The organism is Flavobacterium cyanobacteriorum (genome assembly GCF_002251835.1).
In the GTDB taxonomy this organism is placed as follows: Bacteria; Bacteroidota; Bacteroidia; order Flavobacteriales; family Flavobacteriaceae; genus Flavobacterium; species Flavobacterium cyanobacteriorum.
Map to the genome: position 1 here is coordinate 12,868 of NZ_NOXV01000256.1, position 17,368 is coordinate 30,235.

10 protein-coding genes are annotated in these 17,368 nt (G+C 43.8%); 7 read left to right on the forward strand and 3 right to left on the reverse strand.

What is annotated here, in order from left to right; all coding sequences use genetic code 11:
- Window positions 1–33: 33 nt before the first annotated feature.
- Entirely contained in the window at window positions 34–573 is a 540-nt protein-coding gene (locus CHU92_RS08475) for an IS1096 element passenger TnpR family protein (RefSeq protein WP_094414570.1), read from the reverse strand.
- Between the two features lie 226 nt (window positions 574–799).
- On the opposite strand from CHU92_RS08475, the gene CHU92_RS08480 reads away from it, so the two are divergent.
- The 7 genes from CHU92_RS08480 (at window position 800) to CHU92_RS08510 (ending at window position 15,757) form a co-directional block, all read left to right on the forward strand.
- A complete protein-coding gene (locus CHU92_RS08480) occupies window positions 800–2,959 on the forward strand; it encodes a TonB-dependent receptor (RefSeq protein WP_094414588.1) in 2,160 nt (719 codons plus the stop codon).
- Between the two features lie 117 nt (window positions 2,960–3,076).
- Complete coding sequence (locus tag CHU92_RS08485; protein ID WP_094414572.1) at window positions 3,077–3,979, forward strand: ABC transporter ATP-binding protein; 903 nt, start codon at window positions 3,077–3,079, stop codon at window positions 3,977–3,979.
- A gap of 7 nt (window positions 3,980–3,986) precedes the next feature.
- Complete coding sequence (locus CHU92_RS08490) at window positions 3,987–4,832, forward strand: ABC transporter permease (RefSeq protein WP_094414574.1); 846 nt, start codon at window positions 3,987–3,989, stop codon at window positions 4,830–4,832.
- Between the two features lie 16 nt (window positions 4,833–4,848).
- Complete coding sequence (locus tag CHU92_RS08495) at window positions 4,849–7,158, forward strand: T9SS type B sorting domain-containing protein (RefSeq protein ID WP_094414576.1); 2,310 nt, start codon at window positions 4,849–4,851, stop codon at window positions 7,156–7,158.
- A gap of 31 nt (window positions 7,159–7,189) precedes the next feature.
- Window positions 7,190–9,523 (forward strand): choice-of-anchor L domain-containing protein, encoded by a 2,334-nt coding sequence (locus CHU92_RS08500; RefSeq protein ID WP_165764618.1) that lies wholly within the window; start codon window positions 7,190–7,192, stop codon window positions 9,521–9,523.
- Between the two features lie 41 nt (window positions 9,524–9,564).
- A complete protein-coding gene (locus CHU92_RS08505; protein WP_094414580.1) occupies window positions 9,565–12,378 on the forward strand; it encodes a T9SS type B sorting domain-containing protein in 2,814 nt (937 codons plus the stop codon).
- Window positions 12,379–12,391: 13 nt separating this feature from the next.
- Window positions 12,392–15,757 (forward strand): T9SS type B sorting domain-containing protein, encoded by a 3,366-nt coding sequence (locus CHU92_RS08510; protein WP_094414582.1) that lies wholly within the window; start codon window positions 12,392–12,394, stop codon window positions 15,755–15,757.
- A gap of 17 nt (window positions 15,758–15,774) precedes the next feature.
- On the opposite strand, the gene CHU92_RS08515 is transcribed toward CHU92_RS08510, so the two are convergent.
- Both CHU92_RS08515 and CHU92_RS08520 read right to left on the reverse strand, forming a co-directional pair.
- Window positions 15,775–16,278, reverse strand: coding sequence for a TlpA family protein disulfide reductase (locus CHU92_RS08515; RefSeq protein ID WP_094414584.1), 504 nt, complete (start codon window positions 16,276–16,278; stop codon window positions 15,775–15,777).
- A gap of 11 nt (window positions 16,279–16,289) precedes the next feature.
- Window positions 16,290–17,090: a hypothetical protein gene (locus CHU92_RS08520; RefSeq protein ID WP_094414586.1), complete on the reverse strand. Its 801-nt coding sequence runs from the start codon at window positions 17,088–17,090 to the stop codon at window positions 16,290–16,292.
- Between the last annotated feature and the right edge of the window lie 278 nt (window positions 17,091–17,368).

A 17,368-nucleotide genomic window follows, 5' to 3' on the forward strand; every position in this document is an offset into this window, starting at 1 on the left:
TTTCTTTGGTTTTATTAGAGAAAGAAACGGCTGCTAATTCCAGTTCCTTTCGTCAAAGCCCAGGTCTTCAAGGTTATCGGTATCGTCAAAGAGGCCCATATCCTCTTCATCATAGTCGTCTTCAAAATCGCCATATAGGTCATTATCATCACTTCCGAAATCTTTTTCGGGCGCGCTCGCAGGCATTATTCCATGGGCAAAAAGCAGGTCAGGATAGGCAACGCCCCTTTCCGGCTGGTCTATAGCGGCAAGCTCTACAAAAAAGGTCCACATGTTCATAAAATCATATACATAAATAATCTTTGTCCTGTCAAGGTCAAGCAGGCTGTTAAGCGGGTAGTCGGCCATGGTTTTTTGTTCTCCTGCCACATCACCGGTATCAAAAAGCGGTATTTCGTCTTCCTGTATCCATTCATCGTCGCAGGTGTAGAATGACGCCAGCTCTGTGCCGTCAAACCCAAATGCATTAACAATGGCATTATGAAGGTCTTCAAGCGTGTCATCTTCCATAATCGCGATATCCCTGAAGATATCTTCTTCCGCATCAAGTATCACTCTGAATTTATAAACCATAACATTAAAATTTAGTGAGCCCCAAAGGTAAAATTTAAATTTTGAATTTGTTTTTTGGAAAATCGGAAATTTTAGATAAACCTGCCCCCATGGCTTTACGCTATACGATTTCACTTATACTTTGGCACCGTAGGTTCCAATTCATCCTTACTAATTTACAGTTCGGTTACTTTTACTTTATTTTGCGGGCCGGCAGATGCACCTTTGCCTTATAAAAACAAACCTGATGAAACCAATCATTACACTTGCATTGTTACTTGTTTTTTTAACCGCAGGGGCACAAACCCTTATTTCGGGTAAGGTTGTAGACCAAAAAGGGCTGCCGGTACCTACGGCGAATGTTTTTATTGAAGGCACTTATGATGGCGCAGTAACCGATGCCGAAGGGAACTTTTCTTTTGAGGCTGCTACAACGGGTAAACAAACACTTGTAATAACATTCCTCTCCCTTGAAGATGTAAGGGAGCCTATAGTTATTGAGGCTTACAAGCCAAAAACCTTTACCATGCGCGAAAATGTGAATACGCTTGATGCGGTGGTTATTTCGGCAGGTACGTTTAGCGCCGGCGACAATTCAAAAGTAAATGCCCTGAAACCGCTGGATATTGTTACTACGGCAGGCTCAGCCGGCGATATAATAGCTGCGCTGCAGACACTTCCCGGTACGCAGACCGTTGGCGAAAGCGGAAGGCTTTTTGTAAGGGGTGGCGAAGCCGAGGAAACACAAACCTTTGTTGACGGGATACGCGTGGCACAGCCTTATGGCGCCACGGCAAACAACCTGCCCACACGCGGGCGATTCTCTCCTTTCCTTTTCAGCGGGATGACGTTCTCAACAGGCGGTTATTCGGCTGAGTTTGGAGAGGCGCTTTCAAGTGTGCTGCTCCTTAACACTATAGATGAGCCTTTGCAGGAGCAGACCGATATTGCATTTATGACCGTAGGATTAGGCTTGGGCAACACCCAAAAATGGAAAGACAGGAATGCGCTCAGTGTTAACCTGTCGTACATCAACCTGCAGCCGTACCAGTGGATAGTGCCGCAAAATGTTAACTGGAACAAGCCATACCAGTCGCTTTCAGGTGAAACTGTTTTCCGCCGGAAATATGAGAACGGGCTTTTTAAATTTTACGCTGCATTTGACCATGCTGATTTTGACCTGAACCAGGAAGACATCAATGAGCCTGCGCCGGTGCGTGTAGCCATAACCAATACTAATTTTTACCTTAACTCTTCCTACAACGGCGTTATTGGAAGCGGCCTGAGCCTTACGGCGGGTGTTAGCTACGGATATAGCCATAATGATATAGGCCTTAATGCCAACACAGTAAATAATGGCGAACATGCCTCACACCTGAAACTGAAGTTCCGCCAGAGCTTTTCTTCAAGAGTGAAGCTTACCTTTGGGGGCGATTACTTTATAACTGATTTTACAGAAGATTATAATGAGCCGGCCAGCCTTAATTTTACCAGCGGGTACAATAATTATATAGCTGCACTGTATGCTGAAACCGATTATTTCTTTTCTAAAAAATTTGCCGTAAAGGCAGGTGCCAGGAGCTCTTTTTCCCGCATTACAGGCGATGCTACTTTAGAGCCGCGCGTGTCTCTGGCGTATAAGCTTTCAGATAATGACCAGCTATCGCTGGCCTATGGTGATTTTTACCAAACCCCGCGACAGGATTACCTGAAGTACTACAAAAACTTTGAATACGAAAAAACAGCCCACTATATCATCAATTACATGTATAATGCTGAAGGCAGGACCTTCAGGGCTGAAGCTTACTATAAAAATTATGACAACCTTGTGAAGTACAATACTGCTGCACCGCAGTACAATTCGGTTTTTACTAATGGCGGAAGCGGTTATGCTACAGGTTTAGACCTTTTCTGGCGGGATAATAACAGGCTGGTAAAAAACCTGGAATACTGGGTATCCTACTCCTTTATTGACAGCAAGAGGGATTTCAGGAACTATACGGCATCAGTAACGCCATCGTTTGTAGCGAAACACAATTTTTCCATAGTAGGCAAATACTGGATAGAAAGCCTCAGGTCGCAGGCAGGCATTACGTATTCCTTTAATTCAGGAAGGCCTTATAACAACCCAAATGAAGACCTGTTTATGAACGGCGTTACCAAAAGCTACAACAACCTCAGCCTTAGCTGGGCCTACCTGATAAGCCAGCAGAAAATACTGTTCTTTTCTGTTACCAATGTAACAGGCAACGAAAATATATTTGGCTATACCTACGCCAACAACGCAGGGCCTGACGGCATTTTTGCACGGCAGGCAATAACACAGCCGGCCGACAGGTTCTTTTTTGTGGGCTTCTTCTGGACAATAAGCGATGACAAAAAATCGAACCAGCTGAATAATCTTTAGGTAGCAGTAGGATGCAACGGATACCAGGAGGCCTGACTGCAAATTCCTCCTGGAAAACTTTTTCCGTAACAAACGCTGTTATTGCTCGTCTGGATAATAAACCAACAACAGTTTATTTTGGACACCATCTTAACCATAACCAACCTTGATAAGAAGTTCAGGAAGGTACACGCAGTAAAGAACGCGTCTTTTGAAATTAAAAAAGGCAACGTGTACGGCATACTCGGGCCCAACGGCAGTGGCAAATCAACCACGCTTGGCATAATACTCAATGTAGTGAACAGGACTTCCGGCAGCTATACCTGGTTCGGCGGCAGCATGGAGACACATGAGGCGCTGAAGAAAGTGGGGGCCATAATAGAACGTCCTAACTTTTACCCCTACATGACAGCATTTGACAACCTGAAGCTGGTATGCAGGATTAAAGGCACGCCACTGCACAAGATACAGGAAAAACTGGAACTTGTAGGGCTTTGGGAAAGGAAAGACAGCAAATTCCGTACTTTTTCCCTGGGCATGAAGCAACGCCTTGCCATAGCTTCGGTATTACTTAATGATCCTGAAATACTTATACTTGACGAACCTACGAACGGGCTCGACCCGCAAGGCATCCGCCAGATCAGGGACCTGGTTAAAGAAATTGCTGCGGGTGGCACAACCATATTGCTGGCATCGCACCTGCTTGATGAGGTTGAAAAAGTATGCAGCCATGTGGTAGTGTTACAGAAGGGAGTGGTATTATACAGCGGCACCGTGCATGGGATGATATCCAATGAAGGCTTTTTTGAACTACAGGCAGCCGATAATATAGCGCTAAAACAGTTACTGGAACAGCATCCTGCTATTGGCAGGGTTGAAGAAGCCGAAGAAAAGCTTATTGCACATGCAGCAAAGCCGCTTACACCGGGTGAGCTTAACCGCTACCTTTTCAGCAACGGGATTTGTCTTGACCATCTTGTAAAACGCACCAACAGCCTGGAAGAGCAGTTCCTTGAGCTAACCTCCAATCAATCATCTTAACCCAATCATGAAACGACTTTTAAGCATAGAGCTACAGAAGCTTTGGAAAAACAGAGCCAGCAGGGTTTTAATCCTCAGCTACTTCATAATACTTTCATTTATTGCCCTGATGGCATCCATAAAAATAACCCTTTTTGGGGTAGAATTCCGCCTTGCTGACCAGGGTATCTTCAACTTTCCCTATATATGGCACTTCAATACCTTCATGGCTGCACTCGGAAAGATTTTCCTTGCCGTAGTGATAGTATCCATGATGGCTAATGAATATACCTATGGCACATTAAAGCAAAACCTTATTGACGGTTTAAGCAAGGAAGAATTTATTAAATCAAAATTCCTTACTGTTATACTCTTCGCGTTTAGCTCTACGGTGTTCATCTTCCTGTTGTCCCTTATCCTGGGCTACAGCTTTTCCTCTTATGATGAAGCCTCGATAGTATTTAGCAGCCTTGAATATATAGGCGCGTTTTTTATAAAGCTGACAGCATTTTTTTCTTTCTGTCTATTTATAGGCATGCTTGTAAAAAGATCGGCTTTTGCCCTTGGATTTATCGTGATATGGTTTATTATCGAAAAAATAATACACCTGCTCCTTGCATACAGGATTTTTGAAGAGAACAGCCCGATGCCTGATAAAATAATGGGGTTTTTGCCTCTTGAATCCATGAGCAACCTTATTAAAGAACCATTTACCCGTTTTGAAGCCGTACAGGCCATAGAGAACCAGGTGAGCAAAGGGCCGGTTTTTGTTAAAGATTATAGTGTACAGTGGCATGATATTGTTATAGTGCTTGTATGGACTGCATTATTTATGTTAATGTCCTACAGGATTTTAAAGAGAAGGGATTTATAGTATCTTTGCAGGTGCTATGATCAGACACTCTGTTTACTTACACCTCCTAATCGCCTTAATATGCTCCCCCCGTATTTCGGCGCAGTTTATCCAGGTTGATGATAACTATACCCCGCAGCAGCTGGTTGACGCATTGGTGTCCGGCTCATGCGCACAGGTATCCAATGTATCGGCCAGCGGGTGGGCAGGAGGTTCAGGCGGGCCAAGTTTCGGATACTTTACAGCCGGTTCCTCAGCCTTTCCTTTTAGTAACGGTATAGTACTCAGTACGGGCTTTGCGGCATCAGCTCCCGGACCTAACAGTTCATTGCTTAGCCAGGGCGGCTCAGGCTGGGGCGGCGACAGTGACCTTGAAGTGGCTCTGGGTGTTAGCGGTACTACCAATGCCACTATTCTTGAATTTGATTTTGTACCCCTCACCAACCGTATCAGCTTTGATTACATTTTTGCATCAGAACAATACCTTACCAGTATCAATTCGCCTAACCAGTGTAATTTTACAGATGGGTTTGCTTTTTTACTAAAGCCGGCCGGAAGCTCGGGCCCCTATCAGAACCTGGCCCTTATTCCGGGTACCAACATCCCGGTGAGGGTAAATACGGTAAGGGGGGCCGGGGTTTGCCCGCCTGCCAATGAAGCTTATTTTGGCGGATTTAACCCTAATAATTCCCCTGTGAATTTTAATGGGCAGACAGTTATACTCACTGCCGAAGCCGATGTAGTAGCCGGTACTGCCTACCACATAAAGCTGGTAGTGGCTGACCAGGGCAATGGGCTATATGATTCGGCCATCTTCCTGGGAGGAGGCAGTTTTAATGCCACTACCGACCTTGGCCCCGACAGGCTGGAAGCTTTGGGAAATGCATTGTGCAATGGCGAAACCCTGGCGCTGGATGCTACCAATCCGGCGGCAACCAATTATCTTTGGTACAGGAATGGCGTATTACAGCCTTCAGCCAGCGGTAACCCGGTGTATAATGTAACCCAGCCGGGCACCTACAGGGTTGAGGTAGAACTCAACGGGTCGTGCTTTTCCAGAGGGGAAACCGTTGTGGAGTACCTGCAGCCCATAGCGGCAACAACGGCAACGCTATTGCAATGTGATACTAATTCTGACGGGATTGCTACCTTCAACCTCTTGCTGGCTAATGATTTAATTAATAATAATCCGCAACTGGCTGTCAGCTATTATACGTCCCTTACAGCGGCAAATGCGGGCCAGCAGGGTACAGGGTTTATAAGCAATCCGGGAACTTTTACTAATACAACACCAAACCAGCAGGTATATGCAAGGGTAGAAAGCCAGTTTGGCTGCTTCGGTGTAAGTACCGTTACACTTTCAACATCAAACAATACCGTGAGCAGCACGATGCTTTCAGCCTGTGATGATGACGGGGCTGACGACGGTTTTTATTCCTTTGACCTTACGGATGCACAAACCGCCATACTGCAAAACTTGCCCCCGGGCTTGCAGCTACGGTACTTCACATCTGCTGCTGACGCCCTTTTAATAACAAACCAAATTACGTCCCCGGCAAGTTTCACAAATACAATACCCACAAGCCAGGTAGTTTATGCAAGGATTTCAGGCGGAAGCGACTGTTACGGCATCGCAACTATTAACCTTATGGTAAATACTTTTGGAGAAGCTATTGAAGATGAAACCATAACCCTTTGTGCGGGTACAACCATTTCTTTAAATCCAGGGAATTATAATACTTATGAGTGGGATGTAACACCGACTGTAAACACACCAACACTAACTGTTAGTCAGCCGGGTGTTTATAAAGTAACCCTTACGAACACTACCGGATGTGAGGGTACAAAAACGTATACTGTAGTTGGCTCAGGGCCGGCTACCGGGGCTGATATTACAATAAATGATTTTGCGGGCAATAACAACAGCATTGCTATAGTACCAGACGGTGTTGGTGACTATGAATTTTCCCTGGATGGAATTACTTACCAGCCGGATCCGTTTTTTTCGAATTTAAGTTCTGGCGAGTATCCTGTTCATATTAAAGATGTTAACGGTTGTGGGCCGGTATATATTCAGATAATCTATGTGCTTGATTACCCCCGCTTTTTTACCCCAAATGGCGATGGCGTTAACGACTACTGGCGCATACCGTTCCTGCAGGGCCAGCCTGATGCCGAAGTAGCTGTTTTTGACCGGTTTGGCAAACTTATACAGCAATTTAACGGCAGCAGCCGTGGCTGGAATGGAACTTTTAACGGATCACCCTTACCCTCAACTGATTACTGGTTCGTGTTAAAATTTGGCAATGGGCGTACAATTAAGGGGCACTTTGCAATGCTGCGTTGATTTTTCATACATTTACACATTATTGCCTGCTATGAAAAGGGTTCACCACTTCATTGATTATAAATTATTAAAATGCATTCATTGTAAACTGTATCTTTTTGGTATAGCTTGGCTGTATTTCATTTCTTCAGCACTATCAGCACAAAATATCATTGTAAACCAAAATTTTACGGCACAACAGCTGGCAGAAACGCTTGTTGATGGCTCGTGTGCACAGGTGAGCAACGTAAGCCTGCAGGGTAGGCCAGGTTTTGGAAGTAAAAGCCATGGATATTTTACGTCTGCGGCCAATTTTCCTTTTAGTAGCGGTATACTCCTAAGCAGTGGATTTGCCGAAGCAGCTCAAGGGCCAAATACAACAATACAAAGCGAAGGCACCGTTTCATGGGGTGGCGACGAGGACCTGGAACTGGCACTTGATATTAACGATACTAATAACGCAACAGTACTTGAATTTGATTTTGTACCTTTTACCAATAATATCAGCTTCCAGTATATTTTTGCGTCAGAAGAATATACTGATTTTCAGGGTGAGGTCTGTAATTATTCTGATGGTTTTGCTTTCCTGTTAAAACAGGTGGGCGCGCCGGGAGATTACCAAAACCTGGCAGTCATACCAGGCACTACTATCCCTGTAAAAGTGACTACCGTAAGAGGGACTGGGAGTACATGCCCTCCTGCTAATCCTGAATTTTTCGGGAGCTTTAACAGTGATGATTCGCCTACAAATTTTAATGGCCAGACCCAGATTTTAACCGCGGAAGCACAGGTTACAGCCGGCCTAACCTATCATATAAAACTTGTCATTGCTGACCAGGGTGATACATTATACGATTCAGCCATATTCCTTGCGGCTAACAGTTTTGCAAGTTCTATTGAGCTTGGCCCTGACAGGCTATTACTGAGAAATAATCCCTTATGCGAAGGCGAGCAACTTGCGCTTGATGCCACTACTCCCGGTGCAGCAGGATATCAGTGGTTTAAAGACGGGGCAGCACTTGATGGAGAAATAAATCCCGCTTACACGGTAAACTCCCCGGGATTGTATCGGGTTGAAGTACAATTAGGTACTACATGTTTTGCAAAAGGTGAAATTCAGGTTGAATACGCCGCAGTACCTCAGCCTGGGGCATATACATTATCGCAATGCGATGATAATACTGATGGTATAACCATCTTTAACCTTACGCAGGCTGACCAGCAAATTACAGGTGGGAATGCCAGTGTTTCCGTTTCTTATTACAGAACTTTAGCCGATGCTACCGCACAGATAAATGCTATAGCCGGTACCGGCCAGTACCAAAATACATCTGCAAACGAGACGGTATATGCAAGGGCCTTGAACAGGTATGGCTGTTTTACTATAAGTACTGTCCTGCTTACAACCTCTACGGTAGTAATAAATGCGCCTTCACCGCTTATTGCGTGTGATGAGGACGGTACTGATGACGGTGTGGCACAATTTGACCTCACCTTAAAAAATAGCGAGATATTACAAGGCCAGCCGGCTGGCCTCCAGGTAGCTTATTTTGCTACACTCACTAATGCGCTGCTAAGCCAGAATCCGCTTACAGCAATACAGTACAGGAACACCGTTCCGGGAACGCAAACAATATATGCCAGGGTTAACAATGCGGGGAGCTGCTATGATGTAGTGCCTGTTGAGCTTATTGTTGATGTATTTGAAGCATTGCCTCCTGAAGAAAAAATCGTATGTGCAGATAATATTATTACACTTTACCCGGGTGTTTATACTTCCTATTCTTGGAATACAGATCCTGTACAAAATACTCCTTCAGTAAATGTAACCTTGCCCGGTACATATACCGTAACCTTAACAAACAGTAACGGCTGCCGGGGGACAAAAACGTACACTGTATCAGCTTCGGGTCCGGCAACAGGCGCAGCTATAGATATTATTGATTTTGCCGGCAGTAACAATTCCATCTCTATAACGCCCACCGGTACCGGCAACTATGAGTATTCGCTTGATGGTATCCACTACCAGCCAGAACCTTTTTTTGAAGGCCTCGGCGCCGGGGATTTTAAAATATATATAAAGGATATTAACGGTTGTGAACCAATCTATAATAAAGTCGTTTACGTGCTTGACTATCCACGTTTTTTTACTCCAAACGGCGATGGTGTGAATGATTACTGGCGGATACCATTCCTCCAGACGAGGCCTGACGCCGAAGTAACAGTTTTTGACCGTTTCGGTAAGCTAATACAGCGATTTGGCAGCTCCAGCCGGGGTTGGGATGGAACTTACAACGGAACCCCTTTACCCTCAACTGATTATTGGTTTGTGTTAAAATTAGGCAACGGACGGACAATTAAAGGGCATTTTTCAATGTTACGATGATTTTTTTTTAATTTTATAGAAAAAATTAACATTGCTATGCCGTGAAATTTTTCGCCGTCATATTTATATCATTATGGCTTAACGCAATAGCTTTCGGACAAAATAATTGTGTTGATGCGATTATTGTGTGCGGAGACGGCACTTACAACGACCTGGCGGCAACAGGTTTTGGTATACAGGAACTAAGTGCCGGTAATAACGCCTGTTTCAGCCAGGAATACAACAGCATCTGGCTTAAAATACTTATTAATGACGGCGGCACACTCGGATTTAATCTGGTACCTGCGACAGACGACCTTGTTATTGATTTTGACTTCTGGATATTCGGCCCTAACGTTAGCTGCAACAATCTTGGCACCGCAGTACGTTGCTCTACCACCAATCCTCTTGCGGCAGGACAAACTAACAACCTTACGGGCATGAACAGTACGGAAACTGACGTGTCTGAAGGGCCGGGATTCAACGGGAACAGTTATATCAGGGAGATGGTAGTGCAGGACAACGAAACCTACTATATCATTATAGACAGGCCACACGGTTTTGGGAACTTTTCAATAGAATGGACCGGAACCGCAACTTTCTATGAAATACCTGTATTCCTGAATCCTGAGAATATCTCAATAGACCTGGTAAAATGTGATGGAGACACAATTTTTGATAACTTTGAAACTTTTGACCTTACTACCCATGCGGCAATGCTCATAGGCGGCCAGGATGATGTGGAGCTTACCTATCATGTAAACCTTAATGACGCCACCACCGGCACACATGCCATACCCTCACCCGGAGCGTATACGAACACATCCAGCCCTCAAACCCTATACATGCGGATGACGAATATTTTTACAGGATGCTACGCTACAGAAACATTTACTATACGTGTAAATTATCCGGAATTTTACAACCCGCTGGCAGTCCCACTGGACCTTGAGCAATGTGACAGGGACGGTAATAATGATGGCTTCACATCATTTGACCTCACCCTACACCGTGCTATGCTCATTAATGGGCGGAATGCCACTATCAGTTATTATACCAGCCAGGCTGACGCTTTACAGCAGGCCAATGCTATACCCACTCCAAATAATTATACCAATACCTCAGTTACACAGTCTATATTTATGAGGCTGGATGATAACGTAACAGGGTGTTTTAATATACTCCCGTTTACCATTAAGGTGAAGCAGCTGCCGTTTTTCAATAATCCGCAAAATATCAATATTAATCTTGAAGAATGTGATAAAGGTACCGGAAGCCAGACAGCTGTTTTCAATCTTGCGCGACATCAGGAAATGTTTATTGGCGGCCAGCAAGGCATAAGTACCTCATATTATGTTAGTTTAAGTGATGCCACAAACGCTGTTAACAGCATTACAGGTATTTCAACTTATCAAAACATTTCTAACCCACAGATTATATATATAAGGTTTGATGATGCGGCGAGTGGATGCCATAACATACTGAGTTTTGAACTTAAGGTTAGGCCTGAGCCAGTATTTATGAATCCGCAGGGGATTTCCCTTACGTTAGAAGCATGTGATAATGATGGGGTCAGTGACGGAAAAACCGTATTTGACCTCACCATACACCGCGACATGTTAGAGGGAACACAACCTGATGTGTCCATAACTTATCATACTACACAAGGCGAAGCTATAGCTGGCACATATGTCATAACGGCACCACAAGCCTATACTAATACTACAAATCCGCAGGTAATATATATGAGGATTACCGATGCGGTAACAAAATGCTTTACATTACAGCAATTTGCCCTCAGGGTTAATCCATTACCTATATTTAACAATCACCCCGGCATATCGCTAAACTTGGAACAATGCGATAGTGATGCAACTGACGACCAGTCTTACGTATTTGATCTTGAAACACATGCGCAAATGCTGTGGGGCCCGCAACAAAATGTAGCATTTTCCTTTTATATTTCAGAGGCTGACGCAGTCGCGGGTACTAATAGGATAAGCAACCCGGCAGCATTTCGTAATACGGTAAATCCTCAGCCTGTATTTGTGAGGCTTACCAATACACTTACGGGTTGTTTCAGCATAACCGTTTTTGAAGTTAAAGTAGTAGAACTGCTTGATGCGGGCGAGCCCGCTGACCTTTCGCTTTGTGATGTCAATAACGACGGGTACAGAATATTTGACCTTACAGTCAACAATGCGCTGCTTATGAATGGTAACAACCAGACATTTGTAAGGTTCTACAGGACAGAGGAAGATGCCCGGAATGAAGTGAACCCGGTAAACAGCCTATACCAGAATACCAACGCTTATACAACAGAAACACTATGGGCAAGGCTTGAAAATACTACCGGGTGCTTTGGTTTTGATATTAAGCCATTTACCCTAAATATTTTACCTTTACCCGATATAGAGTTTTCGGTAGAGGTTGTTGATTTTACATACCATGATAATTCTATAACTATAGTGATGCCTGATCCGCAAGGCTTTGAATTTTCGGCAGATGGTGAAGATTTTAGTGACAATCCTGTATTTGATGGACTTGATCCGGGTATATACAAGGTATATGTCCGGGCTAAAAACCACTGTAAAACAGCAGAACGTGAAGTCGTGCTGCTGTATTATCCTAAATTTTTCACCCCTAATGGCGATGGCATAAACGATTATTGGCAGGTAAAATATCTTTTTACACAACCTAAGTCTATTGTTACTATCTTTGACCGGTTTGGTAAAATTCTGACCCGGTTCAGCGGTACAAGCCATGGATGGGACGGCATCTATAATAACAGCAGGCTGCCATCAACCGATTATTGGTTTTTGCTTGAGCTGGAAGACGGCCGTACTGTAAAAGGGCATTTTGCCATGCTGCGATAAATCATCTTTATAAATGAAACGACTATTAATACTATGCTTTCTTTCATTTTCAGCTTTACCTGCTTTGGCACAAGGCGAGGCAGATAACTGGTATTTTGGGCAAAAAGCCGGTATACGATTCCTTCCTGATGGCACGGTAGTGCCGTTAAATGGAGGGCAAATAGCCACTACGGAAGGGTGCAGCACGATTTCGGACGCGGATGGAAACCTTTTGTTCTATACCGATGGCAGGAACGTGTGGGACAGGAACCATCTAAAAATGCCAAACGGCAATTATGATACTGGCACCGGGCTTCATGGTGATCCCTCCAGTACACAGTCCGGTATTATTATACCCAATCCCGCTAATCCAAATTTATATTATATTTTCACTGTTGATGAACCCCACCATGATAATGCAGCGGTATGGCCCAATCAGTTTAATGGTGTATACTCAGACCAGAATGGTACAGTGCCGGCTGCTGATGATGGTTTTAACAATGGCTTCAAGTATTCAATAGTAGATTTGTCTGTTACAGGTGCTAATGGCAGTATAGGGAATATCACCATACGGAACCGCTCGCTTACTACTTATAACACCCTCAGCACGGAAGAACAAAAATACAAATGTTCCGAAAAAATTACAGCTGTAAAAACAGCCGACGGTAATGGCTACTGGGTTATCACTCATTTTATAGATAAATTCTATGCGTTTAAAGTTGATGCTGCCGGGGTTAATGAAGCTCCGGTTGTAACCACTATAATCCCAGTGGTGCCAATTTCAGGCTACCGGCGAAACTCAATAGGGTACTTAAAAGCATCGCCTGATGGCACCAAACTGGCTATAGCGCACAACCAGGTAGGTACACAAACCGGACAGGTTTCGCAAAATGGTGTTGTTTATCTATACGACTTCAATAATGCTACAGGAGTGGTATCAAACGCTGTTAAAATTACAGATACTAATTCTGCCTACGGAATAGAATTTTCAAGGGAAACCAAAAAGCTATACGTAACCAACCAGGGCAGTGTATTACAGTTTAATCTTGAAGCAGCCAACATATCACTTTCTAAAGTAACTATTGTTAATGATGGCCAATCCGGTGCTATACAACTGGGGCCTAACGGTAAAATATACAGGACCGTAAATGGAGGCCTTGCACTGGATGTTATCAATAATCCTGAAGCAGACGGCGCTTTATGTGACTACCAGTCGGCGGCGCAGCCCATAGGAGGCCCTCCCGATGCCACATGCACGCTTGGCCTTCCCCCTTTTATCACCTCTGTTTTTTCGGTAAGCATACAGGTTGTCAACACCTGCCTGGGTGACCAGACAAACCTGAGCCTGAATGTTAACACTGCCTTTGATACCGTAAAATGGAATTTTGGAGACGGGACCCCTGAAACAGCCGAACTAACTGTCCCGGCCATTACCCATGTATATGCACAGCCAGGTAACTATACAGTTACGGCCACTGTTACTAAAGACGGAACAACCAAAACAAGCACTAAGGATATCACCATAACCACTTTCCCTGTGGCTAATGCACCGCAAAACCTTGTGGAATGTGACAGTGACAATAATAGCAGCGCTACGTTTGACCTGACGGTAAATACTCCTTTGATATTGGGAAGCCAGAGCAGCACATTATATGAAGTAAAGTATTATAACAGCCAGGCTAATGCTGATGCTGATACGTCAGCGCTGGCGGCTAATGCCTACATGAACACACTGAACCCGCAAACTATTTATGCTCGCGTGCAAAGCAAGGTAAACCCTGCATGTTATGTAACAACATCATTTACGGTTACCGCTGCCAATACAGCTGTTGTGGGCAGCGATGAATTTACACTGTGCGATGATGCAGCCGATGGCGATGACAGCAACGGGCGTACCACCTTTAACCTCAGCCAGGTATCGCAGGCGCTGGTTATCAACAACACCCTATTTACTACAAGATATTATGTTTCACTGGCCGATGCGCAGGCAGAAATTAATACCCTTGCCAATAACTTTTATAATACAGTGCCTGACCGGGAAACTGTTTTTGCACGCATAACCAATACTGCTTTCCCTGCTTGTTCGGCTATAGTGGAGATACACCTCAATGTTTCTCCGCTGCCTCCTGCCGTCACAGGCGCATCGCTTACACAATGCGACCTTTCCGTTACTCCTGACGGGCTCACGCAGTTTAACCTTTCGGAAGCTGACGGCCAGCTCACGGGCGGGATCAGCGGATTAAGCGTAACGTATTTTGCCAACAGCGCCGATGCACAAAACAATACAGCCCCCCTGCCCCTATTGTTCAGTAATACAACAAATCCGCAACAAATAACAGCCAGGGTTGGCAATGCCCAGTCGGGCTGTTTCAGGCTGGTGCCGCTACAACTCATCGTTTCCGCCAATACCACAACACCTATAGTGCTTGAAACCTGCGATGATGACGGCACAGAAGATGGCTTTACGCAATTCAACCTTCGTGAAGCGGGGATTGAAAACGGAGCCAATACCGTAACGTATTTTGCCACAGCCAATGATGCCCTGCTGGAACAAAACGCTGTTACTGCTGATTTTACCAATACCCTACCAATCCAGCAGAATGTATATGCCCGTATTGAAACTAACAATGCCTGCACGGCATTACAGGAAATAAGGCTTTTTGTAAGGCGCCTGCCCGATATTGACATTACCGGTGAAGCGCTTGTATGCCTCAATACAAGGCAGCCGGTAACCCTTGATGCAGGTGTGGCAGGTAATAATCCTTCTTTTGAATATGAATGGTCTACAGGGGCAACTACACGTACCATAGGTGTAACCCAGCCCGGTACCTATACCGTAACGGTTACCAGTACGGCCAATGCTGCACGTTGCAGCCGCACGCGTACCATAACGGTTACGGCGTCAGATGTGGCTGTAATTACAGACGTAGATATTCAGGACCTTAGGAATAATAATATCGTTACCGTATATGCAGCACCCGCGAATAATGTAGCTACCGAATACCTGTACAGTATAGACCTACCTGACGGACCTTATGGCCCATCAAATGTTTTTGAAAATGTATCGCCGGGGATACATACCGTTTATGTGTATGACACTAATGGATGTGGCGTTACCGCCAAGGAAATTGCCGTATTGGGCATCCCTAAGTTCTTCACCCCTAATGGCGACGGCGTTAATGATACCTGGAACATTATAGGTGTAAATGCGCTGTTTTACAGGGACAGTAAAATTTATGTATTTGACCGTTTTGGGAAACTGCTAGCCGATATTGACCCGCGCGGGCAGGGCTGGACAGGGCTCTACAATGGCACCCCGCTACCGGCTACAGATTACTGGTATGTGGTGCAGCTGGATAACGGCAGGACTGTAAAAGGGCATTTTAGCCTGATGAGGTAGTCATGTCACTGCCCGGGTTATTGCACTGCTTTTTTTATGGCCCGGCGAAGGGAACGCATCCCGGCTTCACTTAGCCCCATATCTGTTTTGACCAGCTTACCTTCTTTGTCAAATAACATCGTAGTAGGGAAAACTTCCACATTAAAAGTTTTATAAAGCACGCTTTTTGTTTTGAATGTGGATATATAATTAGCTTTTTTATAATTAAAATAATCTACAACATCCTCCTGTATATCATAATCATTAATGCCAATAATAACCAGGTCATCTTTAAATTCTTTCTGCAGCTCAATGAGGTGAGGCACAGCCTTGAGGCAGGGATAACAGCCCCTGTACCAAAAATCAAGCAGTACTACCTTGCCTTTCAGTTCGGTCAGCTTCACTGTTTGCCCGTTGTGAAGTTTAAATTCTAAATCGGGAAGTGATTTTATTTTAGTTTTTGTTTGTGCATTGCCTTTGAACGTAAAAGATAACGCAAATAAAACAAATAGTATACTAATTAGGGCTCCTTTGCTTTTCATAAGATAGCTGATTATTTAGTTTTTTGTTTTTCTTTAAACGCCTGATAACGCTGCTCACCATCAATTTTTTCTTCTTTGCTGACCGTAAACGCTTCCACCGGTAAATCAGGATTTATAGCCAGGTAGTCTACTTCATAATACCGATATTGTTCCATATTTTCCCATTTCATGGTAGAATAATACGCTATGGGCAAATAATCTGATTTCCTTATATAGTGCTTGGCAACATTATCCTTGTAGTCTGCCGTGTCCACATATTTTATATGTATTACATATACCGGTGTGCCATGCAGTGTTTCCTCTGTTACGGGTATTAAACCGGACATAATATCATGGCTGCCCATGGGATTTTTGGTAAAAAGGTATTCTTCAAGCAGAGAATTTTGGTAATTTTCAACCACTGCCCTGACCTGCCTTTTTTTTGTAAATATTTCCGGATTTATAGCTTTATGGAGGGAATCAAGATTAAAATAAGTAATCCACAACGCTTTATTGCCATCATATTTTCGGTGGCCAAAGGTATGCATAGCTGCATCTTTATATTCAAAATCTACAATATTATAGGCTTTTAATTTGTCTTTGGGTGCTATACGCAAAGAGCAGATTGCCGTTTCAAAAATAGTATCCCTCCTGGCAAAAAATTTTGTATTATAGTTCAATTTATACACTACGGTTTGCAGGTTACCTATGGCCTTATCAACCTTATAGAATAATTCATTCTTTTCAGCGTTAGTGAGTTGCGCGTGGAGAGAAGATGTGCTTATTAAGCAAATTGTAAGGATAAAATAAAACAGGATACATTTCAATTTCATAATAATAAAGAATATAAACCCTTGGTGCTTTTCTGCTTATATTTAAAATCATTAATAACAAAATTAAACAGGTAAGACATTACAATTGTTTTATTAAGAAAAAATTAACATTTTTTTAGTAAGGTAAAATTAGTAATTAATGAACCATACTATAGCGCAGCTTCTTGAATTTTATCCTTTATAATCTAAAATTTTGCTTAAACAATTTTATATCGCTTCCTGTTATTTTCGTTGAGGTAAATTTTACAAAAGCGGCTGGACCCGGGTGTCACTTCCAC

Bases quoted from the DNA above. Each gene is read 5' to 3' on its own strand.
- CHU92_RS08475 (WP_094414570.1), bottom strand. From the start codon at position 573: ATGGTTTATAAATTCAGAGTGATACTTGATGCGGAAGAAGATATCTTC.
- CHU92_RS08480 (WP_094414588.1), top strand. From the start codon at position 800: ATGAAACCAATCATTACACTTGCATTGTTACTTGTTTTTTTAACCGCA.
- CHU92_RS08490 (WP_094414574.1), top strand. From the start codon at position 3,987: ATGAAACGACTTTTAAGCATAGAGCTACAGAAGCTTTGGAAAAACAGA.
- CHU92_RS08495 (WP_094414576.1), top strand. From the start codon at position 4,849: ATGATCAGACACTCTGTTTACTTACACCTCCTAATCGCCTTAATATGC.
- CHU92_RS08500 (WP_165764618.1), top strand. From the start codon at position 7,190: ATGAAAAGGGTTCACCACTTCATTGATTATAAATTATTAAAATGCATT.
- CHU92_RS08510 (WP_094414582.1), top strand. From the start codon at position 12,392: ATGAAACGACTATTAATACTATGCTTTCTTTCATTTTCAGCTTTACCT.
- CHU92_RS08515 (WP_094414584.1), bottom strand. From the start codon at position 16,278: ATGAAAAGCAAAGGAGCCCTAATTAGTATACTATTTGTTTTATTTGCG.
- CHU92_RS08520 (WP_094414586.1), bottom strand. From the start codon at position 17,090: ATGAAATTGAAATGTATCCTGTTTTATTTTATCCTTACAATTTGCTTA.